General features: G+C 67.6%; 25 protein-coding genes, 1 tRNA gene and 1 pseudogene. 14 read left to right on the top strand and 13 right to left on the bottom strand.

Translation table 11 applies throughout. The annotated features are described in order from the left end of the window. Positions 1-23: 23 nt before the first annotated feature. The 3 genes from rplS to GO999_RS11735 all read left to right on the top strand — a co-directional run bounded on the left by rplS (position 24) and on the right by GO999_RS11735 (position 2244). Positions 24-410, top strand: coding sequence for a 50S ribosomal protein L19 (rplS, locus tag GO999_RS11745; RefSeq protein ID WP_011000888.1), 387 nt, complete (start codon positions 24-26; stop codon positions 408-410). A gap of 113 nt (positions 411-523) precedes the next feature. Continuing rightward, on the top strand, positions 524-1207 hold the full coding sequence (locus GO999_RS11740) for a CoA pyrophosphatase (RefSeq protein WP_016723326.1): 684 nt from the start codon (positions 524-526) through the stop codon (positions 1205-1207). 95 nt (positions 1208-1302) lie between these two features. Next, positions 1303-2244, top strand: coding sequence for a CobD/CbiB family protein (locus GO999_RS11735; RefSeq protein WP_028852819.1), 942 nt, complete (start codon positions 1303-1305; stop codon positions 2242-2244). Between the two features lie 7 nt (positions 2245-2251). Here the strand turns inward: GO999_RS11735 and GO999_RS11730 are convergent, their stop codons facing one another. Genes GO999_RS11730 through GO999_RS11720 form a run of 3 tightly spaced genes read right to left on the bottom strand, consistent with a single transcriptional unit; the run spans position 2252 to position 4800 of the window. Further along, entirely contained in the window at positions 2252-2566 is a 315-nt protein-coding gene (locus GO999_RS11730; RefSeq protein ID WP_011000891.1) for a putative signal transducing protein, read from the bottom strand. Between the two features lie 24 nt (positions 2567-2590). After that, positions 2591-3547 (bottom strand): ribosome small subunit-dependent GTPase A, encoded by a 957-nt coding sequence (gene rsgA / locus GO999_RS11725; protein ID WP_211906239.1) that lies wholly within the window; start codon positions 3545-3547, stop codon positions 2591-2593. Then, the gene (locus GO999_RS11720; protein WP_211906238.1) at positions 3544-4800 is read right to left on the bottom strand and encodes a M48 family metallopeptidase; all 1257 of its coding nucleotides are present in this window, start codon (positions 4798-4800) and stop codon (positions 3544-3546) included. Before GO999_RS11720 ends, rsgA begins: the two co-directional genes overlap by 4 nt. Before the next feature lie 64 nt (positions 4801-4864). Between GO999_RS11720 and orn the strand changes: the two genes are divergently transcribed. Continuing rightward, positions 4865-5524, top strand: coding sequence for an oligoribonuclease (orn, locus tag GO999_RS11715; RefSeq protein WP_071012526.1), 660 nt, complete (start codon positions 4865-4867; stop codon positions 5522-5524). 3 nt (positions 5525-5527) lie between these two features. Here orn and mog read toward each other — a convergent pair whose 3' ends face one another. Together mog and yjgA are read right to left on the bottom strand one after the other, a co-directional pair. After that, entirely contained in the window at positions 5528-6166 is a 639-nt protein-coding gene (gene mog, locus GO999_RS11710; RefSeq protein WP_058907679.1) for a molybdopterin adenylyltransferase, read from the bottom strand. Continuing rightward, the gene (gene yjgA / locus GO999_RS11705) at positions 6163-6780 is read right to left on the bottom strand and encodes a ribosome biogenesis factor YjgA (RefSeq protein ID WP_272481884.1); all 618 of its coding nucleotides are present in this window, start codon (positions 6778-6780) and stop codon (positions 6163-6165) included. The genes mog and yjgA overlap by 4 nt, the downstream gene beginning before the upstream one ends. A 94-nt stretch (positions 6781-6874) precedes the next feature. On the opposite strand from yjgA, the gene pmbA reads away from it, so the two are divergent. Next, a complete protein-coding gene (gene pmbA / locus GO999_RS11700; protein ID WP_011000897.1) occupies positions 6875-8248 on the top strand; it encodes a metalloprotease PmbA in 1374 nt (457 codons plus the stop codon). Positions 8249-8327: 79 nt separating this feature from the next. Here pmbA and GO999_RS11695 read toward each other — a convergent pair whose 3' ends face one another. Together GO999_RS11695 and GO999_RS11690 are read right to left on the bottom strand one after the other, a co-directional pair. Beyond that, positions 8328-8831, bottom strand: coding sequence for a dihydrofolate reductase (locus GO999_RS11695; RefSeq protein WP_016723320.1), 504 nt, complete (start codon positions 8829-8831; stop codon positions 8328-8330). Beyond that, positions 8828-9622: a thymidylate synthase gene (locus GO999_RS11690; RefSeq protein ID WP_011000899.1), complete on the bottom strand. Its 795-nt coding sequence runs from the start codon at positions 9620-9622 to the stop codon at positions 8828-8830. Before GO999_RS11690 ends, GO999_RS11695 begins: the two co-directional genes overlap by 4 nt. 207 nt (positions 9623-9829) lie before the next feature. Between GO999_RS11690 and GO999_RS11685 the strand changes: the two genes are divergently transcribed. Further along, entirely contained in the window at positions 9830-10834 is a 1005-nt protein-coding gene (locus GO999_RS11685) for a threonine dehydratase (protein WP_011000900.1), read from the top strand. Here GO999_RS11685 and GO999_RS11680 read toward each other — a convergent pair. Next, positions 10831-11523, bottom strand: coding sequence for a TerC family protein (locus GO999_RS11680; RefSeq protein ID WP_019717827.1), 693 nt, complete (start codon positions 11521-11523; stop codon positions 10831-10833). The two genes, GO999_RS11685 and GO999_RS11680, sit on opposite strands and share 4 nt — an antisense overlap. A 485-nt stretch (positions 11524-12008) precedes the next feature. On the opposite strand from GO999_RS11680, the gene egtD reads away from it, so the two are divergent. Both egtD and GO999_RS11670 read left to right on the top strand, forming a co-directional pair. Beyond that, a complete protein-coding gene (gene egtD / locus GO999_RS11675; protein ID WP_016723316.1) occupies positions 12009-13055 on the top strand; it encodes an L-histidine N(alpha)-methyltransferase in 1047 nt (348 codons plus the stop codon). A 79-nt stretch (positions 13056-13134) separates the two neighbouring features. Continuing rightward, entirely contained in the window at positions 13135-14433 is a 1299-nt protein-coding gene (locus GO999_RS11670) for an ergothioneine biosynthesis protein EgtB (RefSeq protein WP_197360750.1), read from the top strand. 68 nt (positions 14434-14501) lie between these two features. Here the strand turns inward: GO999_RS11670 and GO999_RS11665 are convergent, their stop codons facing one another. Next, positions 14502-16328 carry a DEAD/DEAH box helicase gene (locus GO999_RS11665; protein ID WP_011000904.1) on the bottom strand — a complete coding sequence of 609 codons (1827 nt, stop codon included), beginning with the start codon at positions 16326-16328 and terminating at the stop codon, positions 14502-14504. A gap of 482 nt (positions 16329-16810) precedes the next feature. Here GO999_RS11665 and GO999_RS11660 point away from each other — a divergent pair, with 482 nt between their 5' ends. Then, positions 16811-16999 carry a hypothetical protein gene (locus tag GO999_RS11660; RefSeq protein WP_016723313.1) on the top strand — a complete coding sequence of 63 codons (189 nt, stop codon included), beginning with the start codon at positions 16811-16813 and terminating at the stop codon, positions 16997-16999. Between the two features lie 117 nt (positions 17000-17116). On the opposite strand, the gene GO999_RS11655 is transcribed toward GO999_RS11660, so the two are convergent. After that, a tRNA-Arg gene (locus GO999_RS11655) sits at positions 17117-17191 on the bottom strand. Positions 17192-17255: 64 nt separating this feature from the next. Next, positions 17256-17815: pseudogene (locus GO999_RS11650) on the bottom strand (chloride channel protein); the annotation flags it as partial. Positions 17816-18136: 321 nt separating this feature from the next. On the opposite strand from GO999_RS11650, the gene GO999_RS11645 reads away from it, so the two are divergent. Then, positions 18137-18364 (top strand): hypothetical protein, encoded by a 228-nt coding sequence (locus GO999_RS11645; protein ID WP_011000923.1) that lies wholly within the window; start codon positions 18137-18139, stop codon positions 18362-18364. Positions 18365-18517: 153 nt separating this feature from the next. Beyond that, positions 18518-19486 carry a Kdo hydroxylase KdoO gene (gene kdoO, locus GO999_RS11640; protein WP_019717831.1) on the top strand — a complete coding sequence of 323 codons (969 nt, stop codon included), beginning with the start codon at positions 18518-18520 and terminating at the stop codon, positions 19484-19486. A 54-nt stretch (positions 19487-19540) separates the two neighbouring features. On the opposite strand, the gene GO999_RS11635 is transcribed toward kdoO, so the two are convergent. Further along, entirely contained in the window at positions 19541-20452 is a 912-nt protein-coding gene (locus GO999_RS11635) for an amino acid ABC transporter substrate-binding protein (protein WP_011000925.1), read from the bottom strand. A gap of 514 nt (positions 20453-20966) precedes the next feature. Further along, entirely contained in the window at positions 20967-21173 is a 207-nt protein-coding gene (locus GO999_RS11630) for a hypothetical protein (RefSeq protein ID WP_011000926.1), read from the bottom strand. A 174-nt stretch (positions 21174-21347) separates the two neighbouring features. Here GO999_RS11630 and GO999_RS11625 point away from each other — a divergent pair, with 174 nt between their 5' ends. From GO999_RS11625 to GO999_RS11615, 3 genes are all read left to right on the top strand, one after another. Then, positions 21348-23258: an ATP-binding cassette domain-containing protein gene (locus tag GO999_RS11625; RefSeq protein ID WP_211906237.1), complete on the top strand. Its 1911-nt coding sequence runs from the start codon at positions 21348-21350 to the stop codon at positions 23256-23258. A 165-nt stretch (positions 23259-23423) separates the two neighbouring features. Beyond that, a complete protein-coding gene (locus tag GO999_RS11620) occupies positions 23424-25409 on the top strand; it encodes a DNA topoisomerase IV subunit B (RefSeq protein ID WP_016723308.1) in 1986 nt (661 codons plus the stop codon). 9 nt (positions 25410-25418) lie between these two features. Continuing rightward, positions 25419-26276: a lytic transglycosylase domain-containing protein gene (locus GO999_RS11615; RefSeq protein ID WP_016725707.1), complete on the top strand. Its 858-nt coding sequence runs from the start codon at positions 25419-25421 to the stop codon at positions 26274-26276. The last annotated feature ends 36 nt before the right edge of the window (positions 26277-26312 follow it).

Below are 26312 nucleotides of genomic sequence, written 5' to 3'. Positions count from 1 at the left end.
GCATGATGGTTCAGGAGAAAAAGATGAATCTCATCGAGCAAATCGAGCAGGAAGAAATCAAGCGCCTGACGGCCAACAAGACGATCCCCCCGTTCGCCCCTGGCGACACCGTGATCGTCAACGTGAACGTCGTTGAAGGCAACCGCAAGCGCGTGCAGGCGTATGAAGGCGTGGTGATTGCCAAGCGCAATCGCGGCCTGAATTCGTCGTTCATCGTGCGCAAGATTTCTTCGGGCGAAGGCGTGGAGCGTACGTTCCAGCTGTACTCGCCGCTGCTGGCCAGCATCGAAGTGAAGCGTCGCGGCGATGTTCGCCGTGCCAAGCTGTACTACCTGCGCGAGCGTTCGGGCAAGTCGGCACGCATCAAGGAGAAGCTGTCCTTCAAGCGCAAGGAAGTCGCTGCGCAGTAAGCTGCGGGCTTTGCGAAAAGGCACCTTCGGGTGCCTTTTTTCTCTTTTGCGGCGGGTGATTGTCTCCATGCGAGGATTGTCCGTCCCATCACCATTCCAGCCCGTTCCCCAAAATGCGCCGTCCCGCATTCGATCCTGAGCAGTTGCCCGTGTTGCCGTCCGCGGCAACGCTACCTGCGCTCGGGCCGGTGCGGCTGACGCCGGCATTCGTGCGCGAACGCCTGCATGCCCCGCCATCCTGGGCGCCCGAGCATACCGACGAATCCCGCCTGATCGACACCTCGCTCAAGCTGCGCGAGGCCGCCGTGCTGGTGCCGCTGGTGCAGCGCAGCGCCGGATTGACCGTGCTGCTGACGCAGCGCAATGCCACCCTCAGCCAGCATGCCGGGCAGATCAGCTTTCCCGGCGGCGGGCGGGAGTCCTCCGATCGCGATGCGGTGGACACGGCACTGCGCGAGACGGTGGAGGAGGTCGGCATCGGCGCCGAGCATGTCGAGGTGGTCGGGCGCCTGCCGGACTACATCACGGGCAGCGGCTTTCATGTGAGTCCGGTCGTGGGCCTGCTGACGCCCGGCTTCATTGCCCGGCCGGACCCGAGCGAAGTCGCCGAGGTCTTCGAGGTGCCGCTGGCCTTTCTGATGGACCCGGCCAACCACGAAGTGCGCGAGCTGCGTTGGGATGACCGCGTGCGCTGCTTCTATGCCATGCCGTACCGTCGCCCCGGCGGCGGCCGCTACTTCATCTGGGGCGCGACCGCCGGGATGCTGCGCAACCTCTATCACTTGCTGGCGGCGTAGCGAAAGCGGCACGGTGCGCTGTGATGCGCACGCCCTGTGCTATCGTCTAGCTCATCGCTTCCATGGCGCCCGCGCGCCCCAGCAACGCCAGTCCAATGACCTTTTTCTCCGTACTCTGCGCGCTGATTCTCGAGCAGTTCCGTGCGCTCAGCCGGGACAACCCGATCTACGACATCGTGCGCGCATTGGCCGCGCGGGCGGAAGAATGGTTCGACACGGGGCAGCGCCGCGATGCCGTGCTGGCATGGGGCCTCGTCACGCTGCCGGCGGTGGTGGTGGTGGCGCTGGTGCACTACCTGCTGTCGTCGATCAGTATCGCGCTGGCGTTCCTATGGAATGTGCTGATGGTCTACCTGACCCTCGGCTTCCGCCAGTTCAGCCACTACTTCACGGACATTCACGAAGCGCTGCGCCGTGACGATCTCACCACGGCGCGGCTGATCCTCAGCGAATGGTCGGGGCGCGACACGGCCGACATGCCTGTCAACGAGATCGTGCGGCATACGCTGGAATGCGCGATCGTGGCGGTGCACCGCCACGTGTTCGGTGTGTTCTTCTGGTTCCTGGTGCCGATCGGGCCGGCCGGCGTGGTGCTGTATCGCGGCGCCGAATACCTGGCCCGCCACTGGAGCGAACCGTCGATGGACCGCAGCCCGGTGCTCGGCCTCTTTGCGCGCCAGGCGTTCCGCGTCATCGACTATGTGCCGGCGCGGCTGACGGCGATCGGTTTCGCCATCGTCGGTGACTTCGAAGACGCCGTGTATGCCTGGCGCAACCTCGCCGCCAAATGGAACGATGAAGTGAACGGCATCCTGCTGGCGGCCGGCGGCGGCGCGCTGGGTGTGCGCCTGGGCGTGCCGATCGCCCAGCGCGATTCCGCCGAGCGGATCGCCGACGAGGACAGCGCCTATCCGATGGATGTCGGGCAGGAACCGAGCGTGCGCACGCTGCAGTCCGCCGTGGGGCTGGTGTGGCGCGCGGTGGTGCTGTGGATGCTGCTGCTGGCGATGCTGTCGTTCGCCGTGTGGCTGGGCTGATCCGGCCTCAGGCGATCGCGTCGCGATCCTTGCCGCAGCGCCAGCACTGGGCGAACTGCGGCTCGTGCTCCTCGCCGCAATGCGGGCAGCGCCACGCCGGTCCGGCCGGCGGATGGCGTGCCTGGTCCAGCAGCGCCTGGGCCTGCGGTTCCTGCTCCGGATGGACTAGCCAGACCTGCGCGGCGCAGTCCTGCGGCGGGATGTCGCCCGCCACGCTGCTCAGGTAGATGTTGCGCAGCTCCGTGCGGATGCCGGCTGCGGCCAGCACGTTCTGCCAGTGTGCCGCCAGGCCGAGCGATGGACTGCTGACCAGCAGTTTCATCGATCTGTCCTCCTCCCGGTTGGGTCACCAGGGCTTCTGTTGCTCCGATTCGTGCAGCAGCTGCGCGTACAGTGCGTGGCGGCGCGGATCGATCTTGCCCTCGGCCATCGCCCCCAGGATGCCACAGCCGGGCTCCCGCAGGTGGCGGCAGTTGTAAAAGCGGCATTCGGTCAGGCGCGGGCGGAATTCGGGGAAGGCGCGCTCCAGCATGCCTTCGGTCAGGTGGTGCAGGCCGAATTCCTGGAAGCCGGGCGAGTCGATCAGCGTGCCGCCGTGGCCCCAGCCGGAGGGCAGGTGATAGAGCCGCGTGAAGGTCGTGGTGTGCTTGCCGGAGTCGAGCTTTTCCGAGATCTCGCGGGTCTGCGCGTCCACACCCGGAATCAGCAGGTTCAGCAGAGACGACTTGCCCATGCCGGACTGCCCGATCAGGATCGAGGCGCGCCCCGCCACGTGCGCCGCCAGCACGGCGTGCGCCGCCTCGGGGGCGGCGTGCACCGACAGTTCCACGACCGCGTAGCCGAGCGCGCGATACAGTGCCAATCGCGCCCGGGCCGTCTCGAGCCGCGCGGTCAGGTCGATCTTGTTGAGCAGGATCAGCGGGGTGATGCCCAGCGACTCCGCCGCCACCAGCGCGCGGCCGAGCAGGTCTTCGGAAAAGCCCGGCTCGGTACCGAGCATGATCAGGACCTGATCGATATTGGCGGCCAGCTGCTTGGACTTGAACTGGTCTGACCGGTGCAGCAGGTTGCGGCGTTCCTCCACGCGTACCACCACGCCCTGGTCGACGGCGGTGGCCTCGAAGATGACGCGATCGCCGACCGCGCATTCGCTGCGCTTGCCGCGCGGAAAGCATTGCAGCAGGCCGCCGCCTTTCCGCTCGACGAGGTAATGACGGCCATGCGCGGCGATCACCAGCCCATGTTCGCCGGTGCTGGTGTGCCGCCTGTCGTGACCCGCGCGGCCCGGTTTGCCGTGCGTCATGCGGCAGCCTGCACCAGTCGTGCCACGCGCTGCGACGCGGTGGGGTGGGAGTAGTAGAACGCCGAGTAGACCGGGTCGGGCGTCAGGGTCGAAGCATTGTCCTGGAACAGCTTGACCAGCGCCGAGACCAGGCGCGACGCATCGGCATGCTGCGCCGCGAAGGCATCCGCCTCGAACTCGTGCTTGCGGGACGACAGGCTCGACAGCGGCGAGACGAAGAACATGAAGACCGGCAGTACCAGGAAGAACAGCACCAGCGCCAGCGCATGGTTGTCGGCGAGCAGATTGGGCGCCACGCCCAGGCCCAGGTAGAACCACGCGCGCGTCATCAGCCAGCCGAGCAGGGCCAGCAGCCCCAGGCTCAGCACGAACATCACGGCGATGCGCTTGGTGATGTGGTGGCGCTTGAAATGGCCCAGCTCATGCGCCAGCACGGCTTCCATCTCGGGGGCATCCAGCCGCGCGAGCAGCGTATCGAAGAAGACAATGCGCTTGGTGGCGCCGAAGCCGCTGAAATAGGCGTTGCCGTGGGCGCTGCGGCGGCTGCCGTCCATCACGAACAGGCCCTTGCTGGCAAAGCCGCAGCGCTTGAGCAGGCCCTCGATGCGCGTGCGCATCTCGCCGTCCTCGAGCGGGGTGAACTTGTTGTAGAGCGGGGCGATCACGTTGGGGTAGATCGCCTGGACGAACAGCGTGAAGGCTATCCACACCAGCCAGGTGTACAGCCACCAGCGCTCGCCCATCGAGTGCATCAGCCACAGCACCGCCAGCAGCAGCGGCAGCCCCAGCGCGGTGCCGATGGCCAGCCCCTTGAGGTTGTCGGCCAGCCACAGCTTCCAGGTCATGCGGTTGAAACCGAAGCGCTCTTCGATGACGAACTGGCTGTACAGCGAGAACGGCAGCTCGATCAGGCTGCTGATGGCGATGACCGAGGCGATCAGGGCCACGCCATACGCGTAGCCGGGGCCGAAGGCGGACAGCCAGGCCTGGTTGAGCCAGTTCAGCCCGCCCAGCAGCGTCAGCGCGATCAGCAGCGTGGCCTGCACGGGGACTTCCAGCATCGCCAGGCGCGTGCGGGCGATGGTGTAGTCGGCGGCCTTGTGGTGCATGTCCAGTGTGATGGATTCGGCGAACTGCGCGGGCACGGTGTCACGGTGGCGCGCCACGTGGCGGATCTGCCGGGCGGCCAGCCACAGGCGTGTGGCGGCCATTAGCACGAGGGCGATCAGGAAGACGGCGGTGAAGGCGGGCATGTGTGGGAACAGCTATCAGATATGCGAAAATTATAGCCTTCCGTTCATTTCTCAAGGCTTTCGCGTGAGCACCCCTCTTTCCCAGCCGGCTGCGGCATCTTCGAGCGCCACCCACGTCGCCACCAAAATCGCCGCCAAGAGCGACAACAACCTGGTCTGGCTCGACATGGAGATGACCGGCCTGAGCCCCGAGAACGACCGCATCATCGAGGTGGCCATGGTCGTCACGGACTCGGAGCTGAACGTGCTGGCCGAAGGCCCGGTGCTGGTGATCCACCAGCCGGACGAGATCCTCGACGGCATGGATGCCTGGAACAAGGGCACGCATGGCCGCTCGGGCCTGATCGACAAGGTGAAGGCCTCGACCACCACCGAAGCGCAGGCCGAAGCCGATCTGCTGGACTTCCTGAAGAAGTGGGTGCCCAAGAGCAAGTCGCCGATGTGCGGCAACTCCATCTGCCAGGACCGTCGCTTCATGGCGCGCTACATGCCCAAGCTGGAGGCGTACTTCCACTACCGCAACCTGGACGTCTCCACGCTCAAGGAACTTTGCAAACGTTGGCAGCCGGCCATCGCCAAGGGCTTCATCAAGCGCCAGCAGCACACCGCGTACGCCGATATCGTCGAATCGATCGAAGAGCTGCGCTACTACCGCCAGCACTTCATTCGCGACGTGCCGCAGACGCCGGAAGCCGAAGCGCTGGCCTCCTCGGTCGCGCCGTAAGCCTCAGACCTGCAGCGGCCTGGCGCGCACGGCGTGCTTGGGCCGCCAGGTCTTGACCACGCTGTCGTGCGTCTCGATGTAGGGGCCGCCGATCAGGTCGATGCAATAGGGCACCGCGGCGAAGATGCCCGGCACCGTTGCGCGGCCCTCGGCGTCCTTCAGGCCTTCCAGCGTTTCCCGGATGGCGCGCGGCTGGCCGGGCAGGTTGATGATCAGCGCCGCGCGCGACGGCGTTTCGCGGATCACCGCCACCTGCCGCGACAGGATCGCCGTCGGCACGAACTGCAGGCTGATCTGCCGCATCTGCTCGCCGAAGCCCGGCATCTCCTTGGTGGCGACCGCCAACGTGGCTTCCGGCGTGACGTCGCGGCGCGTGGGGCCGGTGCCGCCGGTGGTCAGCACGAGGTCGCAGCCGACGCGGTCGACCAGGTCGATCAGCGTAGCGCTGATGGTGGCCTGCTCGTCCGGAATCAGGCACTCCACGCCTTGCCACGGCGACGACAGCGCGGTGCCGAACCAGTCGCGCAGCGCGGGAATCCCCTCGTCCTGGTAGACGCCCGTCGATGCGCGGTCGGAAATCGACACGAAGCCGACGATCAGCTCGTCGGGATGGCGGCGGGTGACGGCGGCGGAGGCGGTCATGCCTGGTCGTCTTCCAGGTTGGAGGGTTCGGCGTCTTCGCCGGCCTGATCATGACCGGCCAAGGCCTGCTTGACCGCCTGGAACAGCTCGCGCGAAGACTTGGGCGGCTTGCCCAACTGCGCTTCCTTGCGGGCGTTGCGCACCAGGGTGCGCAGGGCCTGCACGTCGGTGTCCGGGTGCGCGGCGATGAACTCGGTGATGGCGCCATCGTCGGCGAGCAGGCGGTCGCGCCAGCGCTCGATGGCGTGCAGGCGCGCGGTCTCGGCCTTGGATGCGCCCACGAAGGTGGCCAGCACGCGGCGGATGGCCTCGATGTCATCGTCGGTCAGCGCGCGCATCAGCTTGCCGATGTACTGCATCTGGCGGCGTTTGCCTTCGTGGCTGGTGATGCGGCGCGCCTCGCGCAGGGCGTCGGCCAGCGTCTCGGGCAGCGGGACCTTGGCGAGTCGGTCCTTGGGCAGCGCTTCCAGTGCGGTGCCCAGATCTTGCAGGGCGGTGACCTCGCGCTTGCGCTGCGATTTGCTCTTGGGCGTACCCGGATCGTCCTCGTCACCGATGTCGGTGCGCACGACGGGTTGCAGATACGAAGGGTTGTGGCGGGATGCTCGGCTCATGGCGCGCATTGTATCTTGCTATGATGGCCGCTTAAGCTAAAAGCGCGCCGAAAACGCACCAAGCGGCGCCCCAACGATTTCCTCTCTCCTGCCTATGTCCGACACGCTCGATTCCAAGACCGATTCCGTTTTTGCCTACCGCCGCGAGCGGCTCGAGGAAATGGCTCGCGATGTGCTGCGCATTGCACGCGAACTCGGCGCCACCGATGCCGCCACGGAAATCTCCGAAGGCCAAGGCTTGTCGGTCACGGTGCGCAAGGGCGAGATCGAGACCATCGAGCAGAACCGCGACAAGGTGGTCGGCGTGACGGTGATGCTGGGCAAGAAGCGCGGCAACGCCAGCACCTCGGATTTCTCGCCGGCCGCGCTGCGCTCCACCGTCGAGGCGGCCTACAACATCGCGCGCTTCACCGCCGATGACGACTGCGCCGGGCTGGCCGAAGAGGAATTGCTCGAGCGCCAACCGCGCGACCTGTCGCTGTACCACCCGTGGACGCTCGACGCCGAAGCGGCCGTGGAGATCGCCCGTGCCGCCGAGGCCGCCGCCTTCGCGGTGAGCCCGAAGATCCGCAACAGCGACGGCGCCAGCGTGTCGGCGCAGCATTCGCATTTCGTCCTGGCGACCTCGCGCGGGTTCCTGGGCGGCTATCCGTATTCGCGGCATTTCATTTCGTGCGCGCCGATCGCCGGCTCGGGCCAGCAGATGCAGCGCGACGACTGGTATTCATCCAAGCGCTCGCCCAAGGACCTGGCGGCACCCGAGGCCATCGGCCAGTACGCTGCCGAGCGCGCGCTGGCGCGGCTCGCCGCGCGCCGGCTGAGCACCCGCAAGTGTCCGGTGCTGTTCGAGGCGCCGCTGGCGGCGGGCCTGCTGGGCGCGTTCGTCCAGGCTGTGTCGGGCGGTGCGCTGTATCGCAAGTCGACCTTCCTGCTCGACTCGCTCGGCAAGGCAATCTTCGCGCCGCACGTGCAGATCAAGGAAGACCCGCACGTGCCCAGCGGGATGGGCAGCGCGCCGTTCGACGAGGAAGGCGTGCGCACGCAGCGCCGCGACGTGGTGAGGGATGGCGTCGTCGAAGGCTATTTCCTGTCGACGTATTCCGCGCGCAAGCTGGGCATGCAGACCACCGGCAACGCGGGCGGCTCGCACAACCTGACGCTGTTCTCCGACCGGACGCAGCCGGGCGACGATTTCGCCGGCATGCTGCGCCGCATGGGCACGGGCCTGCTGGTGACGGAGCTGATGGGGCAGGGCGTCAACTATGTGACCGGCGACTATTCGCGCGGCGCGTCGGGCTACTGGGTGGAGAACGGCGTGATCCAGTACCCGGTCGAGGAGATCACCATTGCCGGCAACCTGCGCGACATGTTCCGCCAGATCGTCGCCATCGGGGCGGATGCGCTGATCCGGGGCACCAAGGAAACCGGTTCGATCCTGATCGAGCAGATGACGATCGCCGGCGAGTAAGCCGCGTCGCCCCAACGAAAAACGCGCTCACCGATGAGCGCGTTTTTTCATGCCTGTCTCATGCCGGTTGCCGCCGGCTTCATTGCTCGTCCGACGGCGGACGCTCGTAGGTGACGAAGGCGTAGTCGAAGTCGTTGGGTGCCGCCGCGTGGTGGGTTTCGCGCGCGACCTCGTGCCAGACCGCCGGGTCGGGCGCCGGGAAATGCGCGTCGCCCTCGAAGTCGGCGTCGATCTCGGTGACGATCAGCCGGTCGGCGCTCGGCAGCGCATCGGCATACAGCTGTGCGCCGCCGATCAGGAAGATCTGCTCGACGCCGATGCACAGCCGCTGCGCGTCTTCCAGCGAATGCGCGATCTCGCAGCCGGGCAGGGCCAGCTTCGCGTTGCGCGTGACGACGATGTTGCGGCGGCCCGGCAGCGGGCGGCCGATCGATTCATACGTCTTGCGGCCCATCACGATGGGCGCGCCCATGGTGGTGCGCTTGAAGTGCGCCAGGTCTTCGGGCAGGCGCCAGGGCAGGGTGTTGTCGCGGCCGATCACGCCATTGCGCGCGCGCGCGACGATCAGGGTCAGGAGCGTCATACGGCCACGGGCGCCTTGATCGCGGGATGGCTTTCGTAGCCGACGATCTCGAAGTCTTCGTACCGGTAATCGAAGATGCTGTCCGGCTTGCGCTTGATGTGCAGCTTCGGCAGCGGCAGCGGCGTGCGCGCGAGTTGCGTCTCGACCTGTTCGAAGTGGTTGTTGTAGAGATGGCAGTCGCCGCCGGTCCAGACGAAGTCGCCCACGTCCAGGCCGGTCTGCTGCGCGATCATGTGCGTGAGCAGCGCGTAGCTGGCGATGTTGAACGGCACGCCGAGGAAGATGTCCGCGCTGCGCTGGTAGAGCTGGCACGACAGCTTGCCGTCGGCCACATAGAACTGGAAGAACGCGTGGCAGGGCGGCAGCTTCATGCGCGGAATGTCGGCCACGTTCCAGGCCGAGACGATCAGCCGGCGCGAGTCCGGATTGCGCTTGATCTGCGCGATCAGTTCGGCGATCTGGTCGATGTGCTCGCCGGACGGCGTCGGCCACGAGCGCCACTGGTAGCCGTAGATCGGGCCCAGTTCACCTTCTGCATCGGCCCATTCGTCCCAGATGGTGACGCCGTTCTCCCGCAGCCAGCGCACGTTGGTCGCGCCCTGCAGGAACCACAGCAGCTCATAGACGATGGACTTGATGTGGACCTTCTTGGTGGTCACCAGCGGAAAGCCCTGCTGCAGGTCGAAGCGCATCTGATGGCCGAACACGGAGCGCGTGCCGGTGCCGGTGCGGTCGGCTTTGTCGGTGCCATGCTCGTGGACATGGCGCATCAGGTCGAGATAGGGCTGCATGGCGCGGCGGGGCGGCGGAAACAATCGAGCCGCATTGTAACGTGACCGGCCTGGCACGGCCGGGGGACTGTACCGGCTGCTCCGGCGAACTGGCCCGGTCGGAGCGGCGGAACAGTTTGACCGACAAATCGCGGAATTGTCGATGTCGCCGGCGGTGGCGGGCTGGGAAGATCGGGCCATCTTCCGAACTGTCCGCAGGAGCCCGCCATGCCGTCGATCGCCAATGCCGCTTCGCTCAATCGTGCCGCTGAACTGCGCCGTCTGCGCGCGGCTGCCGCCGTTGTCAATGCCGTGATCCCGCCGACGCCGCAGTACTGCTGGCCGCTGTTGTCGCAGGCGTTGGGGGCTGCCGTGTGGGTCAAGCACGAGAACCATACGGAAGTGGGCGCCTTCAAGGTGCGCGGCGGGCTGAACTATCTGCACGCCTTGCGCCGTCGCGATCCGGAACTGCGCGGCGTGATCGCGGCGACACGCGGCAACCATGGGCAGTCGATCGCCCTGGCGGCGCGCAAGCAAGGCATGTCGGCCACCATCGTGGTGCCCCACGGCAACAGCGTGGAAAAGAACGCCGCCATGCGCGCGCTCGGCGCCGAACTGGTCGAAGCCGGCGAAGACTTCCAGGCGAGCCGCGAAGCCGCGGCAAGGCAGGCCGCCGAGCGCGGCCTGCACCTGGTGCCGGCCTTCCACGAAGACCTGGTGGCCGGGGTGGCCAGCTATTGGCTGGAGTTTTTCGAGGAGGCCGCGCCGCTGGACGTGGTCTACGTGCCGATCGGCATGGGCTCGGGCATCTGCGCGGCGGCGGCGGCGCGCGATGCGTTCCGGCTGTCGACGCGCATCATCGGCGTGGTGTCGGCGCATGCGCGATGCTATGACTACTCGTTCAATTGCGGCGCGCCGATTTCCGCGCCGGTATCGACGCAACTGGCCGACGGCCTGGCATGCCGGACGCCGGATGCGACGGCGCTGGAGGTGATCCGCGCGGGCGTCGACGAAATCGTCACGGTGACGGACGACGAAGTCGCCGAGGCCATCCGCCTGTACTTCTCCACCACGCACAACATTGCGGAGGGTGCCGCCGCCGCGGCCCTGGCGGCGGCCTGGCAGCAGCGCGACCAGTTGGCCGGCCTGCGCGTCGGCCTGCCGCTGACCGGCGGCAACATCGACCGCGCCACGCTGGCGCGGGTGCTGGCCGGTCAGCCGATCGGCGCTTAAGCCGGCTGCTGGCGGCGGCGCTGTACCAGCCAACCGCCGCCGAGCACCACCATGAACACGATCGCGTAGACCGCCCACGCCAGCAGGGGCTGTTCGGCGAAGACCGGCTTGACGACCGGTTCGGCCACGATCATGTGCGCTGCGGTATACGCCAGCACCGCTGCGCCGCCGTAGATGATGATCGGAAAGCGTTCGATCAGCCGCAGCACGACGCCGCTGCCCCACACGACCACCGGCACGCTGACCAGCAGTCCCAGCACCACCAGCAGGAAGCTTCCGTGCGAGGCGCCGGCAATGGCGAGCACGTTGTCGATGCCCATCACCGCGTCGGCGATGATGATGGTTTTCATGGCGCCGAGCAGCGTATGGCTGGCTGTGCCGTGTGCGCCATCGTCCTGGCCATCGTCGGCCAGCAGCTTCCAGGCGATCCAGACCAGCGCCAGGCCGCCGACCAGCATCAGGCCGGGGATCTTCAGCAGCCAGACCACCGCCAGCGTCATCAGCGCGCGCACGATGATGGCGCCCGCCGCGCCCCAGAGGATGGCCTTCTTCTGCAGATCGGGCGGCAGGTTGCGCGCGGCCAGTGCGATGAGGATGGCGTTATCGCCGGCCAATACCAGGTCGATCACGATGATCGATGCCAGCGCGGCGGCAAATTGCATGGTGAAGATTTCAGACAACCACTCCATGACGGCTCCAAGGTCAGACAAGAAACGGGTTGACCGGATGCATGGAAGGCTGGGGCGAGACGCTTTGCAGACCATGGATCCGGTTGCAAAGGTCTTGCTCGACACCGGCAGGCCAGGAACCTGCGGATGCCGGCACGACCGGAAGCGTGCGCTTCGTCATGACGATCGTGCCTGGGGCTGAAGAACCCCCGAGCTACTCCCCTTTGAGGAAGTCGGCATTATAGCGCACACAGTGCCTGCTGCGCTGCAAACGTGCGGTATCTGCGCAATGGCTGGCCGTGCGCGGAAATTGCAGCCCCGCGGGCGATTTTTACGATGCCTGCCATGCGGCATCGCCGGGCTCTCGGGTGAACGGACGGTAGCGGTGTCTCCGGGCGGCGTCTACGCTACACATTCGCCAGTGCGAAGGCGGTGGCACATTTTTCGCTGCCATGGAGCCTTATGACAAGGCCGTATCGTCCCGTTTCACCCCACCGGGAGACACCATGCAGGGCACCAAGCCGTCCGCCGATGCCTACGCCCGCCGGGCGCTGGCTCGCCTGATCCAGCACCAGCCGTCCGTCGATGCGACCGGCGCCGGCCTGGCGTTCTACCAGCTCTTTGCCGAGGACGACGCGGCGCTGCGTGCCGAAGCCCAGGCCGGCCTGCTGGCGCCAGCCGCTCGTGTCAGCCCGAAGTTTTTCTACGATGCGCTCGGATCGCGGCTGTTCGAGGCCATTACCGATCTGCCCGAGTACTATCCGACCCGCACCGAGGCCGCCATCTTCAGCCTGCACGCCGCCGAGATCGCGCTGCGCGTGGGGCGGGGCGCGACCCTGATCGACCTGGGCGCAGGCAATTGCCAGAAGGCTGCACGCCTATTCCGGACCCTGGCGCCGGCATGCTACGTCGCGATCGACATCTCGGCGGATTTCCTGCGCGGCACGCTGCGTGCGCTGGCCTGCCAGCATCCGCAACTGCCGATGGTCGGCATCGGCGCCGACCTGTGCGCGCCGCTGGCGCTGCCCGAGGCCGTCGGGCAAGGGCGCCGCGTCTGGTTCTATCCGGGGTCCAGCCTCGGTAACTTCACGCCGGACGAGGCGCTGTCATTCCTCGTTCGCCTGCGGGAGGCGTCGTCGCCGGGCGATTGCGTGCTGATCGGGGTCGACCTGATCAAGGCGGCCGGCAGGCTGGAAGCCGCATACGACGACCCGCTCGGCGTGACAGCGGCGTTCAACCTGAACGTGCTGCGCAACCTGAACCGCCTGCTGGGCACGGATTTCGATGTGCGGGACTGGCGCCATGTGGCGCTGTATCGGGCGGAGGTGCATCGCATCGAGATGCACCTGGAGGCCCGGCGCGATCTGACGGTGCGCTGGGGCGAGCACGCGCGCGCCTTCGCCGCGGGCGAGCGGATGCATACCGAGAACTCCGTCAAGTACGACCTGCCGCGCCTGCGCGCGCTGTTCGAGGCGGCCGGCTTCGAAGCACTGCATGCCTGGACCGACGCCGACCAGGATTTCGCGGTCTGCCACGCCTGTGTCGGCCGGTAGAGGCCCACGCCGTCGGGCGGGAAGAGGCGGTGGACCGGTGCGATAATGAAACGGTCCCCGCTTGCCAGAGGTCGCCGCGATGGCCGAATTCTTTATGCTCCCCGACCCGACGTTCATCGGGGCGCTTTCCGACTGGAACGATGGGCGCCGCTTGCCGCGCCAGGGCATCGCCCACAGCCTGGTCGATGCGCGCAACCGAACGCTGGCTCTGCTGACCGCCTTCGGCGATACGCAGCGCGGCTGGCAGATCGAGCGCGTGCTCCATCATGCGCCGCCACTGTGGACGCTCGGGCAACTGGCCTGGTTTGCCGAATTCTGGTGTCTGCGCGAGCCGCGCCGTGTCGGTGAGGACGCGGTCGAGGACGGCGGCGGCACCGAATGGGCGCTGCCGCGCTGGCAGGCGACCCTGCCGGCCGGGCTGGACGGTGCCGACAGCTTTTTCGACATGGACCGCATGCCGCCCGACGCCTGCTGGGCGCTGACGCTGCCGGGCATCGCGACGATCAAGCAGTACGCGCACGATGTCCTCGACCGCGTGCTGCGCAAGCTGGCGACGCTCGGCACCGATGAGGACGCGGCGCTCGAGCCGTTCCGCTGGGCGGTGTTCCATGAAGACTTGCGCGCCGAGCATCTGCATGGCCTGCTGCAGGTCCTGGGGTTGCAGCCGGCCGGGCAGCCGCCGCTGGCGGCCGTGGCGGTGCCCGCCGCGCGGACGCTGTCCCTGCCCGGCGGCCGCTTCCAGATGGGGTGGCCCGATGCCGACGGCTTCGTGTTCGACAACGAGTGTCCGCCGCACCGGACCTACGTGCCGGCCTTCGAGATCGACGCGCAGCCAGTCACCAACGGCCAGTATCTGGAGTTTGTCGAAGACGGCGGTTACGACCATCCGCAATGGTGGTCGGCCGCGGGCATGGAATGGCTGATGATGCAGGAGCGCTCGGCGCCGCTCGGCTGGCGTCGCGATCCGGCCTCGCGCACGTGGCAGGTGGTGCGGTATGGCCAGCCGCGCACGCTCAATCGCGACGAGCCGGCGCGCCACGTCAGCCTGTACGAGGCGCAGGCGTGGTGCCGCTGGGCCGGCCGCCGCCTGCCGACCGAAGACGAATGGGAGATGGCCGCCGTGCTTGGCCGCGCGGGCTTCCACTGGGGGCAGGTGTGGGAGTGGACGTCGTCGCCATTCGAGCCGTACCCCGATTTCGTGCCGGGTGCGCCGCGCGGGCGGGTGGCGACGCTGTCCGCGCCGCATTTCATGACCATGCAGACGGTGCGGGGCGCGGCAGCGCATACGCCGCAGCGGGTGCGGCATCCGCGCTTCCGCGGTTTCCTGCTGCCGGAGCGGGATGATGTCTTTGTCGGCTTCCGCACCTGCGCCCTGTAAAGCGGGCGCCGGAAAACAGAAAGGCCCCGGATGGGGCCTTTCTTCATGGCGGCGATGCGCGTAGCCGATCAGCGATCGAAATCGCGCGAGCGGCCCTTGCTGCCGTAGCTGTTGCCATTGCTGTTGCCATAGCTGCGGCGGGGCGCGCCGTTGCTGTTGTCGTCACCGAAGCGGCGCGGGGCGCCATCGCGGTTGCCGTAGCTGCTGCCATTGCCGTTGCTATTGCCGTAACCGCCGCGTGCCGGGCGTTGCTGCCAATCGCTGCGGCCTTCCTGGCTGCGCGGCTGGCGCGGGTCGAAGCGGTCGCCGTTGCGGGTTTGCTGGCCGTACGACTGGCGCGGGGCGGCGTTGTCGCGGTTGCCCCAGTCGCGTTGTTGGCCGCCTTGATAGCCGGTGCCGCGGTCGCCACGGTCATCGCGGCGCGGGGCGAAGCTTTCGCGGTCACCGCCGAAGCTGCGCTGGAAGCGGCCTTCGCTGTTGCCGCCATTGCCGCCGTTACCCGTGCGCGCGGCGTAGCCGTCACGCTGGCCACGCCAGTTGCCGCCGCCATTGCCACGGTAGCCGCCGCGGTCGCCACCGGCGCGCGGGCCGCCGCTGCGCGGCTTGGGCGAGCGCTTCGGTTCGAGGCCCTCGACGACAGTCGCGTCGATGCGGCGGTCGACAAAGCGCTCGATGCGGCGCCATTGGAACGTATCGCCGTGGTTCACCAGGTTGATGGCGATGCCGCTGCGGCCGGCGCGGCCGGTGCGGCCGATGCGGTGCACGTAGTCTTCAGCCTGCTTGGGCAGGTCAAAGTTGACCACGTGGGTGATGTCCGGCACGTCGATGCCGCGCGCGGCCACGTCGGTGGCCACCAGCACGCGCAGTTGGCCGCGGCGCAGCGCCGTCAGCGTACGATTGCGCGCACCTTGGTGCATGTCGCCGTGCAGGGCGCCGGCGGAGAAACCGGTCTCGGTCAGGCGCTCGGCCAGCGAGTCGGCATCGCGCTTCGTGGCGGTAAAGACGATGGCCTGCTTGAGCGTCGCATCGCGCAGCAGGTGGTCGAGCAACTGCTGCTTGTGCGACAGGTCGTCGGTGAAGTGCAGGCGCTCTTCGATATGGCTTTGGTCGATACGCGCGGCGGCGATCTCGATGCGTTGCGGCTCGCGCATCATGCGCTCGGCGAGCTGCTCGATGCGGCGGTCCATGGTGGCCGAGAACATCAGCATCTGGCGCGACGCCGGCGTGGCGCCGACGATGGCTTCGATGTCGTCGGCGAAGCCCATGTCGAGCATGCGGTCGGCCTCGTCGAAGACCAGCATGTCGAGCGCCGACAGGTCGATGCGGCCGGAGTCGATGTGGTCGAGCAGGCGGCCCGGCGTGGCGATGATGATGTCAGGCATGCGCGCCAGCATGTCGAGCTGCTTGGGGTAGGGCATGCCGCCCAGGATGCTCGCGCAGACGATGCGGCGCAGGTGGCGGCCGTATTGTGCGGTGGCGGTCGTCACCTGCAGGGCGAGTTCGCGCGTGGGCGTGAGCACCAGCAGCGACGGCTTGGCCGGCGCCGGGCGCGGACGGCGGCCTTTGACGCGCTGCTGCGGGCCGTCGGCGCGCGGGCGCTGCGGCTCGGGCTGTTCGCTGATGCGCTGGATGGCCGGCAGCATGAACGCCGCGGTCTTGCCCGAGCCGGTCTGGCTCGTGACCAGCAGGTCGCGGCCCGACAGGCAGGCGGGAATCGCTTGGGCCTGGACCGGCGTCGGCTGGGTGTAGTTCAGTTCGCCGAGCGCGCGGGCGATGCGTTCGTCCAGGCCGAGCGCGGCAAAAGCGCTGGCCTGGGTGGCGGCGTTGGCGATCAGGGTATCGGTATCGGATTCAGCGTGCGCAATCGCGCCGCTGCCGTTTTGAGGCTGCGTCATGTCGAATCGTAGGTTGGGCTGCCGCGTTGCCGCATCATGCGATGCAGACAACGGAAAAGAGAACGGCGACCGGTTAATCACGGGGCGTCGGCGCCAATCGGAGAAGCCGGTTCGACAGACGAGGCTGCAAAAACGGACAGGCGGGGGAGCAGGCCGGCCTCAAGCTGAACCCATTCAGCGAGGTGGGGCGGCGGCGGTCCCTGCGGCGTGGTTTGAAATCACGCGGGATCGGAGACGATGCCAAACAAAAATGGCAATCGGCTGCGCATGCAAGAGGGCGGTATCGCGGACGATGGGCGCCGGTGAATGGAACCCGGCACATCGGCCAACCGCAAGACGGGCAGTAAGCAGCCAAGCCCGGAACTGTAGCACGATTTTTTGCGGTGCGTCAAAATATGATGCTGGCGTTGTTGGCGGGTTGCCGCATCCGGAACGCGGCCTATACTCGAAACACCGGCCAATGCAGGCCGGCAAAGGGGCGGATGATGGAACACCCGATGGCCTTCTCCAACCTCTATCTGTTGCTCGCCGTCTGTGTGGCGGGCCTGATCGGCTTGGCTTCTGCGCCACTGGTGATTCGAAGTGCGCGGGTAGGGGTCCGCGTGCTGTTGACGGTGATCGGGGTGCTGCTGGGCCTGCTCGTGCTCGAGGCGCTGCCGGTGCTGACCTAGAAGGGGCCGGTGCATCCGCTGCCATGGGCCCGCCCGCGCATCGATGGCGGGCCTCGTCGTTTGTGCGGTGGCGGAAGCGAAAAAGCCAGGCGGTTGCCTGGCTTTTTGTCGTATCGGTGGTCCCGCCGACAGGAATCGAACCTGTATCTCACGCTTAGGAGGCGCGTGCACTATCCATTGTGCTACGGCGAGTGACCTTGTCCGGGCGGCGTGCGGGCCGCCCCGGGCGAGCGGCGATTCTACGCAATTTGCTCGATCAAGGCCAGCCGCCCCAGGCGCGCGCGGCTTGCCCCCATGCCGTCGCCTCCACGCTCAGCGCTTCGCGGCGGAAGCTTCGCGAAGCCGCGTGGTAGACCGGCCGCAGGCTGAATTGCCGGGCCACGGACGATGCCAGCAAGGCCGCCGCCAGCAGGTGGCGCATCATGTTCTGGCTGCAAGTCATCTCCATGACGATGACGATCGCGCTGGCGGTGATCGGCTCGGCCAGGAAGGCCGCTATCGACACCAGCACCGGCACGCGTTCGTCGGTCGGGTCGGCGGTGAGCTGCCACAGGTGTTCGCCGAGCCCCGCGCCGATCGCCAGCGACGGCGTGAAGATGCCGCCGGGAATGTCCGCGAAGTAGGACGCCCCGCCGCCGCCAGCTTGGTGATGTTGAATCCATGCGTCGCGATCGGGTGGCCGTTGAGCAGCGCGGCGGCCTGGTCGTAGCCGGTGCCGCAGGTGGCGCCCTGCGTGGTCGCGCTGATGCCGGCGATTGCCACGCCGCAGCCGAACGCCACCCACACTGGATGCCGCTGCGCTCGCTTGGCGAGGGCGACGGCGCATCATGCATGGCTGGCTGGCTGGCTGGCTGGCTGGCTGGCTGGCTGGCTGGCGGGCGGGCGGGCGGGCGGGCGGGCGGGCGGGCGGGCGGGCGGGCGGGTGGGTCGATGGGCGGGCAGCGCATAGCCACGGCCGTGTGAAAATCGGATGATCGCACCGCTCCTGTGGACCATTCACCACAGTTCCATGGAGGTTTCGGAGTGGCAAACGCTAACGTGCACCAACGATTGGTCGACGAATCAGACTTAAGTATTACGAACTTTGCGGGGGCTGTTTGAAGAAGTTATGCTTTACACCTCAGTCGAGGGAAAGCCATGGCGACCATTACGCTTGCATCCGAAGAACGGGACGATCCGTGGACGGTGGAGCCGACGCTTGAGGGTCTGCTCCCGAAACAGCGGTCGGGTACGCTCGATCGCCCCATCTATTTCCGTCACACCGATACGCCGGACGGCCACGTCATCAAGCAGTATCCGGACGGCTCGCGCCAGCTGGTGCGCTTCGTCGGCCTGGAAGAGCAGGTCGTCAAGCACTTTCTGTAGTCCCTCCATCTTTTATCGGACCCTGTCCCGAACATGCCGCATGGCGCGCTGACTGTGCCATGCGGCATGTTTCATTGTCTTTCCTGACGATGCGCTTGCATGAGGAACGCACTATGATTCGTGCCAAATCACAGGCAAGCGATCTTTAAGTTCATGGGTAGTCTGAAAGGGTTTGTGCCGGTCACGCCGCCGGTCAAGGGGAAGGGGGCGGAGTCGACCGCCGCGCCGCGCGCGATCGACATGGTGACGCCATGGCCGGTGCGCGACTGGGCGCCGGAGGTGGCACCGGACGAGGCGGCCGCGATGCGCACGGCGCTGGAGCGCGGCAACGTGCTGCATTTCCCCGCGCTGGCGTTTCCGCTCGATGCGCGCGAGCGGCGCTTTCTCGACGCCCGCTGGTCCGACGGCAAGACCAAGAACATCAACCTGCGGGCCAACGAGGCGAACGTGCGCGGCGCGGTGGGCGACCCGGCCGACCTGCGCGATCTCGCCGCGCTGATCCGCCGCTATGCCGACGCCGCCGAGCAACTGGTGCGGACACTGTTTCCGGCCTACGTCCCGTACCTGAAGCGGGCCGGCACCTCGCTGCGGCCGGCCGAGATCGCCGGACGGGCGGTGAGCTGGCGCAAGGACGATACGCGCCTGCATGTCGATGCGTTTCCGTCGAATCCGCTGCAGGGCCAGCGGCTGCTGCGCGTGTTCCACAACGTCGATCCGGATGCGCCGCGCGTGTGGCGCATCGGCGAGCCGTTCGGCGATTTCGCCCGGCGCTTCGTCCCGCAGACGCACGGCATGCTGCCCGGCCAGGCGTGGCTGATGCATCGGCTCCACATCACCAAGCGTCCGCGCTCGGAATATGACCACCGCATGCTGCAGCTGCATGACCTGGCCAAGGCGGACGCCGGGTATCAGCGCACCGCCCCGCAGCAGACCTTCGCATTCGCGCCGGGCGCGACCTGGGTGGTGTTCAGCGACCAGGCGCTGCATGCGGCCATGCACGGCCGGGCGATGATGGAGCAGACCTTCTACCTGGATCCCGCCGCCATTGCCGACCGCACGCATTCGCCCGAGGCCGTGCTGTCGCGCATGCTCGGCAAGCCGATGCTGCCGGGGCAGCGCTGACGCGCACGGCCGTCGCGCGCCGCGGCGGCCGATGCGCGGCCGCGCGGCCCGAGGTCAGTCGGCGACCTTGTCGCTCGGGTACTTGAACGAATCCCGCAGCAGGAAGTTCATCGGCATGTCGAGCTTCGCGCTGTTGGGCGGGATCGGTTGCTGGAACCACTTCTTGTAGAGCTTCTCGGCGTCGTAGTCGAGGATGATGGCGGTCATGGCTCGGTCGACCATGCGCTTGAAGTCGGGATCGCTCTTGCTGAGCATGATCGCGTAGGGCTCGACCGTCATCATGTCGCCCACCACGGTGTAGTCCTGCGGATGCTTCGCGTTGGCGCGGAAGCTGTAGAGCTGCACGTCATCCATGACGAACGCATCGGCCTTGCCGGATTCCACCATGGCGAAGGCCTCGGCATGCTCCTTCACTTCCTCGAACTTGATGCGCAGCACGCGCGAGTCGTTCATCTTGCGCAGCTCGGCGACGCTGGTGGTGCCCTTGGTCGAGACCACGGTCTTGTCGCGCAGGTCGTCCCACCTGTGGATGCCCGACGCGGTCTTGACCAGCATGCGGATGCCCGCGATGTAGTGCGGAATGGTGAACGCGACCTGTTCGCGGCGCTCGCGGTTGTTGGTGGTCGTGCTGCATTCGAGATCGGCCTTGCCCTCCTGGATCGTAGGGATGCGGGTCGATGGCGTGACCAGGACGTACTGCACCTTCAGGTCGGGCCGCTTGAGCTCCGTGCGCAGCTTGTCGACCACGCGCAGGCACAGGTCCACTGCGTAGCCGACGGGTTTTTTGTCGGCGTCGTAGTACGAGAAGGGCGAGGCGCTTTCGCGATGCGCGATGCGGACGATGCCGGTGTCGCGGATGCGGTCGAGGACGGGTGTGGTGGATGCCAGGGCGGTGCCCGGCGAAAAGATGGACAGCGAAGTGCAAAGCAGCGCGGCCGCAGGCAGCGTGCGTGAGACGAACAGCATGGTTGTTTCCCCCGGAATAGGATCGGCGGCCCGCCTTTTAGTTGTACCCGGCTCATGGCCGGAGGGCCTGCTGCATGATACGGCGCGGCGCAATCGTGTGCCGTCCTGTTCTACCCGAGTGTTGTAAGGAGGCCGCAGGCCCGGGGACGGCTTCAAAGTATGTCGGCGGCCGGGCTGCCTGCTTGTGGTGCGCCGTGCACGCGGGCCTGCCGGAACGCGTGCAATTGCGGTATCCGGATGGTGCGCGGCGATGTCTGCCGGTGCATCGCGCGCACCGTTGCCGCGGGATGCGTTGCCGTGGTGCAGAGCCGCACGGCGGCTGGGTGTACGCGTTTTTCCCTACCGGGTTTGTCCTGACTGCCCGAGAGCGCGGGGGGGCTGTTATGCTGCGTCCATGTCTTGTTCGCAAGGCATCGAGGAGAGACTCTTCCGGCCCGCGCATGCGGGCCGTTTTCTTTGGCGCTCGAGTCGCGCTGCCATGGGCGCGTGCGGGCGCTGTCGGTTAGCTCCGGGGTCAGCTTTGGTTGGGCAGCACCTTGCCGGGTTCCGAGGACTGGCGCGGCCACGTGGAGAACGCAAAGATCCACAGCGCTACCAGGTTAACCAGCGGCACCAGCACCAGCAGCGTCCACCACTGCGAGAATCCGGTCCGCAGCAAGACCTGCCGTACCGGGGTGCCTACCGCGATCAATATGATCAACAGGCCGAACAGTCCGCGCATGGCTTTCTCCTTTCGGGTGGGTTGGAGACGCCGCCGCCGGAAAGCGAAGGGGGCGGCACAAGCGTTATAGCATCGGTGCCTGCAAGCGCAATGACGCACCGCGTGGCCCGCGCGCGCCGACTACAATACGCGGCTTCCGGGCGCCGTCGTGCCCGCTTCTTTCCGTTTTCCGGCATGGCCCTGTTTTCCATTACCGATGCGCAATTGGCCTTTGGCCATGTGGCGCTGCTCGACCACACCGATTTTTCGCTGGAGGCCGGCGAGCGCGTCGGCCTGATCGGCCGCAACGGCACCGGCAAGTCCTCGCTGCTCAAGATCGTGGCTGGCCAGACGGCGCCCGACGATGGGCTGATCGCGCGCCAGAGCGGCGTCATCTCCGCCTACGTGCCGCAGGAGCCGGTGTTCGATCCGGACCAGACCGTGGCCGAGGCGGTCGCCATGGGCGTGCCGCAGGCCGCCGCGCTGCTGGCCGAATACGAAGCGCTGGTCACCTCGATGGGCGAATCGCACGACGAGGCCGCATTGCAGCGGCTGCACGCGCTGCAGGCGCAGCTGGAGGCCGCGGACGCCTGGCAGTTGCGCACGCGTGTGGAGACCACCATCGCCCAGCTCGGCCTGACGCCCGGCGTGCGCATCGGCGCGCTGTCGGGTGGCCTCACCAAGCGCGTGGCGCTCGCGCAGGCGCTGGTCGGTGCGCCCGACATCCTGATGCTGGACGAGCCGACCAACCACCTCGACTACGATTCGATCCGCTGGCTCGAAGACCTGCTGCTGGCCTTTCGCGGCAGCGTGCTGTTCATCACGCACGACCGGGCGTTCCTGGACCGCGTCGCCACGCGCATCGTCGAGCTCGACCGCGGCAAGCTGCGCTCGTATCCCGGCAACTTCTCCGCCTACCAGGCGCGCAAGGCGCAGCAGCTCGAGGCCGAGGCGCTGGAGAACGCGCGCTTCGACAAGCTGCTCGCGCAGGAAGAGGTCTGGATCCGCAAGGGCGTGGAAGCGCGCCGCACCCGCAGCGTGGGCCGCGTGGCCCGGCTCGTGCAGATGCGCGAGGAGCACGCCGCGCGCCGCGAGGTGCAGGGCAACGTCAAGCTGGAGGTGTCGCAGGGCGACCGCTCCGGCAAGATCGTCGCCGAGCTGGTCGATGTGGCCAAGCATTATGGCGACAAGGCCGTGGTGCGCGATTTCTCCGCCACCATCCTGCGCGGCGACAAGGTCGGCCTGCTGGGCCCGAACGGTGTCGGCAAGACCACGCTGCTCAAGCTGATCCTGGGCGAGCTGGCGCCGGATGCGGGCACGGTGCGCAACGGCACCAACCTGCAGGTGGCGTATTTCGACCAGATGCGCGCGCAGCTTGACCTGAACCGTTCGCTGGCCGATACCATCAGCCCGGGCAGCGACTGGATCGACATCAACGGCCAGCGCAAGCACGTGATGAGCTACCTGGGCGATTTCCTCTTTCCGCCCGAGCGGGCGCGCTCGCCGGTGGCGTCGCTCTCGGGCGGCGAGCGCAACCGGCTGCTGCTGGCGCGCCTGTTCGCGCGGCCGGCCAATGCGCTGGTGCTCGATGAGCCGACCAACGATCTCGACATCGACACGCTGGAGCTGCTCGAAGAGCTGCTGCAGGAATACAGCGGCACCGTGTTCCTGGTTTCGCACGACCGTGCTTTCGTCGACAACGTCGTCACCTCGGTGATCGCGGCCGAGGGCGACGGCGTGTGGCGCGAATACGTGGGCGGGTTCTCCGACTGGCAGACGCAGTCGGCGCGCTCGGCGCGGCTCGCGCAGGTCGCCAGGCCGGTCGCCGAAGAGAAGAAGGCTGAGCCGGTGCGTCTGCGCGAGCGGGCCACCGTCAAGCTGTCGTACAAGGAGCAGCGCGAGCTGGATGCGCTGCCGGCCCGGATCGAGGCGCTGGAGGCTGAGCAGAAGGCCGTGGGCGCCGAGCTGGAAGACGGCACGATCTACGGGCGCGATCCGCAGCGCGCGCAGCAGCTGGCCGAGCGGCACGAGGCGATCGAGCTCGAGCTGCTGGAAGTGCTGGAGCGCTGGGAAACGCTGGAAAGCAAGCGCGCCGGCACGGCCTGACGCTGCGCCATGCGTCCGGGCAGGCCCGGGTGATGCGCCCCGATATCGGCCCGGCGCTGCCCGGCCGGCGGCGTCCACATTTCGTGTCACGTTGGCCGGGGCGGCTTCCTTTACAATGCGCGCTGCACTCCTGCCCGTCCGATGCGGGCTGTTTTTCCGTCCTCCATGAGCAAAACTCCCCAATACAGCGAAGCGTCGATCAAGGTCCTGAAGGGCCTGGAACCGGTCAAGCAGCGGCCGGGCATGTACACGCGCACCGACAATCCGCTGCACATCGTGCAGGAAGTGATCGACAACGCCGCCGACGAAGCGCTGGGCGGCTACGGCAAGCGGATCCAGGTGACGCTGCACAAGGACGGCAGCGTGAGCGTGGAAGACGAGGCGCGCGGCATTCCGGTCGGCATCCATCCGGAAGAGGGCGTGCCGGTGGTGGAGATCGTCTTCACCCGGCTGCACGCGGGCGGCAAGTTCGACAAGGGGCGCGGTGGCGCGTATGCGTTCTCCGGCGGCCTGCACGGCGTGGGCGTCTCGGTCACGAACGCGCTGTCGACGCGGCTGGAGGTGGCGGTCTGGCGTGACGGCAGCGTCTCCACGCTGGCGTTCTCCGGCGGCGATGTCATCGAGGCGCTGGCCACCCGCCGCGCCGAGCGCGGCGAGAAGAAGAACGGCACGCGCGTGCGTGTCTGGCCGGACGGCAAGTATTTCGATTCCGAGAACATCCCGCAGGCCGAGCTGCAGCGGCTGCTGCGCAGCAAGGCGGTGCTGCTGCCGGGCGTGAAGGTGTCGCTCACGATCGAGAAGAGCGGCGAGACGCTCGAATGGCAGTACGACCAGGGCCTGCGCGGCTACCTGATCGAATCGCTGGCGCAGGGCAGCGGCGCCGACCCGGTGATCCCGCTGTTCGAGGGCGAGCATTTCGCCGATCCCGACCGGCCCGGCGAAGAGGGCTTCGCCTTCGGCGAGGGCGCATCGTGGGTGGTGGCCTGGACGGACGAGGGCTCGCCGGTGCGCGAGTCCTACGTCAACCTGATCCCGACGCCGGCCGGCGGCACGCACGAGTCCGGCCTGCGCGAAGGCCTGTTCCAGGCGGTCAAGAGCTTCGTCGAGATGCACGCGCTGTGCCCCAAGGGCGTCAAGCTGATGCCCGAAGACGTGTTCGCGCGCGCCTCGTTCGTGCTGTCGGCCAAGGTGCTCGATCCGCAGTTCCAGGGCCAGATCAAGGAGCGCCTGAACAGCCGCGATGCGGTGCGGCTGGTGTCCACCTTCAGCCGCCCGGCGCTGGAGCTGTGGCTGAATCAGCACGTCGAGTTCGGCAAGAAGCTGGCCGAACTGGTGATCCGCCAGGCTCAGGCCCGCACGCGCGCGGCGCAGAAGGTCGAGAAGAAGAAGGGCTCCGGCGTGGCCGTGCTGCCCGGCAAGCTGACCGATTGCGAGTCGGACGATGTCTCCCGCAACGAACTTTTCCTGGTGGAGGGCGATTCCGCCGGCGGCTCGGCCAAGATGGGCCGCGACAAGGAATTCCAGGCCATCCTGCCGCTGCGCGGCAAGGTGCTCAACACGTGGGAGACCGAGCGCGACCGCCTGTTCGCCAACAACGAGGTGCACGACATCGCGGTGGCCATCGGGGTGGACCCGCACGGTCCGGCCGACAGCGTGGACCTGTCCGGCCTGCGCTACGGCAAGATCTGCATCCTGTCGGACGCCGACGTGGACGGCGCGCACATCCAGGTGCTGCTGCTGACGCTGTTCTTCAAGCACTTCCCGCAACTGATCGGGCGCGGCAACGTGTGCGTGGCGCGGCCGCCGCTGTATCGCGTCGATGCGCCGGCGCGCGGCAAGAAGCCGGCGCAGAAGCTCTACGCGCTGGACGACGGCGAGCTCGAGGCCATCGAAGACAAGCTGCGCAAGGAGGGCCTCAAGGAAGGGTCCTGGCAGATCTCCCGCTTCAAGGGCCTGGGCGAGATGAGTGCCGAGCAGCTGTGGGAGACCACCATGAACCCCGACACGCGGCGCCTGCTGCCGGTTTCGATCGGCGAGCCCGGCGCGGAGCAGACTGTTCACGTGATGAACATGCTGATGGGCAAGGGCGAGGCCGGCGCGCGCCGCACGTGGCTGGAGGCGCGCGGCAACGAGGTCGAGGCCGATATCTGACCGATTGCGATGAAGCTGCTCCGACGCGCCGCGCTGCTCTGGATGGCCCTGGCCCTGCTGGCCGGCCAGCCGGCGCGCGCCGACGTCTACGGCTACATCGACGAGAACGGCTTGGCGCACTTCGCGGCCGCGCGGCTGGATGACCGCTACGTGCTGTTCATGAAGGGCACGGCGGTGGCCGGTGCGTCCGGCATTGCCCAGCCGGCCGGTGACCCGCCGGATGCCGATGCCGATCGGAACGCCGCCGGGCGCGATGCGCCCGACAACGACGGCATGCGCCGGCGCCTGGCGCGCGCGGTGCTGCAGCATCCCAACGTGCCGAGGGTCGAGCCGCTGATCCGGCAGGCGGCCCGCAAGCATGGCGTCGACCCGGCGCTGGTGAAGGCGGTGATCGCGGCGGAGTCGGGCTTCAATCCGCAGGCGGTGTCGCCCAAGGGCGCGATCGGGCTGATGCAGGTCATTCCCGAAACCGGCGAGCGCTATGGCGTGACCGGCGACGCGCGCCGCACGCTCGCGCAGAAGCTGGCCGACCCGAGGGTCAACATCGCCACCGGTGTGCGCTACCTGAGCGATCTGCTGCGGATGTTCTCCGGCGATCTCGAACTGGCGCTGGCCGCCTACAACGCCGGCGAGGGCGCGGTGCAGAAGCACGGCAACGACATCCCGCCCTATGCCGAGACGCAGAACTACGTGAAGACGGTGCTGCAGTTCTACCGGTACTACAACCCCGTCACCGCCGCGCCGGGCCTGATGACGGTCAGCGCCGACGGTGCCATGGCGACGACGCGCAAGCCCGGGCATTCCGGACATTCGGGCCGGCCGAGGCGCATCGAACTGGTGCTGCCGGCCCCTTCACAAGAACATTGATCCAGCGGCGCCGTCCACCCGGTCGCGTGCCGCTTT

It is taken from the genome of Ralstonia nicotianae (genome assembly GCF_018243235.1).
Lineage (GTDB): Bacteria > Pseudomonadota > Gammaproteobacteria > Burkholderiales > Burkholderiaceae > Ralstonia > Ralstonia nicotianae.
The sequence above is the reverse complement of the archived record's forward strand: the minus strand, read 5'-3'. Positions and strand labels throughout refer to the sequence as shown.

Bases quoted from the DNA above. Each gene is read 5' to 3' on its own strand.
- GO999_RS11615 (WP_016725707.1), top strand. From the start codon at position 25,419: ATGAAGCTGCTCCGACGCGCCGCGCTGCTCTGGATGGCCCTGGCCCTG.
- GO999_RS11645 (WP_011000923.1), top strand. From the start codon at position 18,137: ATGGCGACCATTACGCTTGCATCCGAAGAACGGGACGATCCGTGGACG.
- pmbA (WP_011000897.1), top strand. From the start codon at position 6,875: ATGTCCGACACGCTCGATTCCAAGACCGATTCCGTTTTTGCCTACCGC.
- GO999_RS11740 (WP_016723326.1), top strand. From the start codon at position 524: ATGCGCCGTCCCGCATTCGATCCTGAGCAGTTGCCCGTGTTGCCGTCC.
- GO999_RS11695 (WP_016723320.1), bottom strand. From the start codon at position 8,831: ATGACGCTCCTGACCCTGATCGTCGCGCGCGCGCGCAATGGCGTGATC.
- GO999_RS11730 (WP_011000891.1), bottom strand. From the start codon at position 2,566: ATGAAACTGCTGGTCAGCAGTCCATCGCTCGGCCTGGCGGCACACTGG.
- GO999_RS11670 (WP_197360750.1), top strand. From the start codon at position 13,135: ATGGCCGAATTCTTTATGCTCCCCGACCCGACGTTCATCGGGGCGCTT.
- yjgA (WP_272481884.1), bottom strand. From the start codon at position 6,780: ATGAGCCGAGCATCCCGCCACAACCCTTCGTATCTGCAACCCGTCGTG.
- GO999_RS11685 (WP_011000900.1), top strand. From the start codon at position 9,830: ATGCCGTCGATCGCCAATGCCGCTTCGCTCAATCGTGCCGCTGAACTG.
- GO999_RS11720 (WP_211906238.1), bottom strand. From the start codon at position 4,800: ATGCCCGCCTTCACCGCCGTCTTCCTGATCGCCCTCGTGCTAATGGCC.
- GO999_RS11680 (WP_019717827.1), bottom strand. From the start codon at position 11,523: ATGGAGTGGTTGTCTGAAATCTTCACCATGCAATTTGCCGCCGCGCTG.
- GO999_RS11660 (WP_016723313.1), top strand. From the start codon at position 16,811: ATGATGGAACACCCGATGGCCTTCTCCAACCTCTATCTGTTGCTCGCC.
- GO999_RS11735 (WP_028852819.1), top strand. From the start codon at position 1,303: ATGACCTTTTTCTCCGTACTCTGCGCGCTGATTCTCGAGCAGTTCCGT.
- egtD (WP_016723316.1), top strand. From the start codon at position 12,009: ATGCAGGGCACCAAGCCGTCCGCCGATGCCTACGCCCGCCGGGCGCTG.
- GO999_RS11630 (WP_011000926.1), bottom strand. From the start codon at position 21,173: ATGCGCGGACTGTTCGGCCTGTTGATCATATTGATCGCGGTAGGCACC.
- GO999_RS11665 (WP_011000904.1), bottom strand. From the start codon at position 16,328: ATGACGCAGCCTCAAAACGGCAGCGGCGCGATTGCGCACGCTGAATCC.
- GO999_RS11690 (WP_011000899.1), bottom strand. From the start codon at position 9,622: ATGCAGCCCTATCTCGACCTGATGCGCCATGTCCACGAGCATGGCACC.
- kdoO (WP_019717831.1), top strand. From the start codon at position 18,518: ATGGGTAGTCTGAAAGGGTTTGTGCCGGTCACGCCGCCGGTCAAGGGG.
- GO999_RS11625 (WP_211906237.1), top strand. From the start codon at position 21,348: ATGGCCCTGTTTTCCATTACCGATGCGCAATTGGCCTTTGGCCATGTG.
- GO999_RS11620 (WP_016723308.1), top strand. From the start codon at position 23,424: ATGAGCAAAACTCCCCAATACAGCGAAGCGTCGATCAAGGTCCTGAAG.
- GO999_RS11635 (WP_011000925.1), bottom strand. From the start codon at position 20,452: ATGCTGTTCGTCTCACGCACGCTGCCTGCGGCCGCGCTGCTTTGCACT.
- rsgA (WP_211906239.1), bottom strand. From the start codon at position 3,547: ATGACGCACGGCAAACCGGGCCGCGCGGGTCACGACAGGCGGCACACC.
- rplS (WP_011000888.1), top strand. From the start codon at position 24: ATGAATCTCATCGAGCAAATCGAGCAGGAAGAAATCAAGCGCCTGACG.
- mog (WP_058907679.1), bottom strand. From the start codon at position 6,166: ATGACCGCCTCCGCCGCCGTCACCCGCCGCCATCCCGACGAGCTGATC.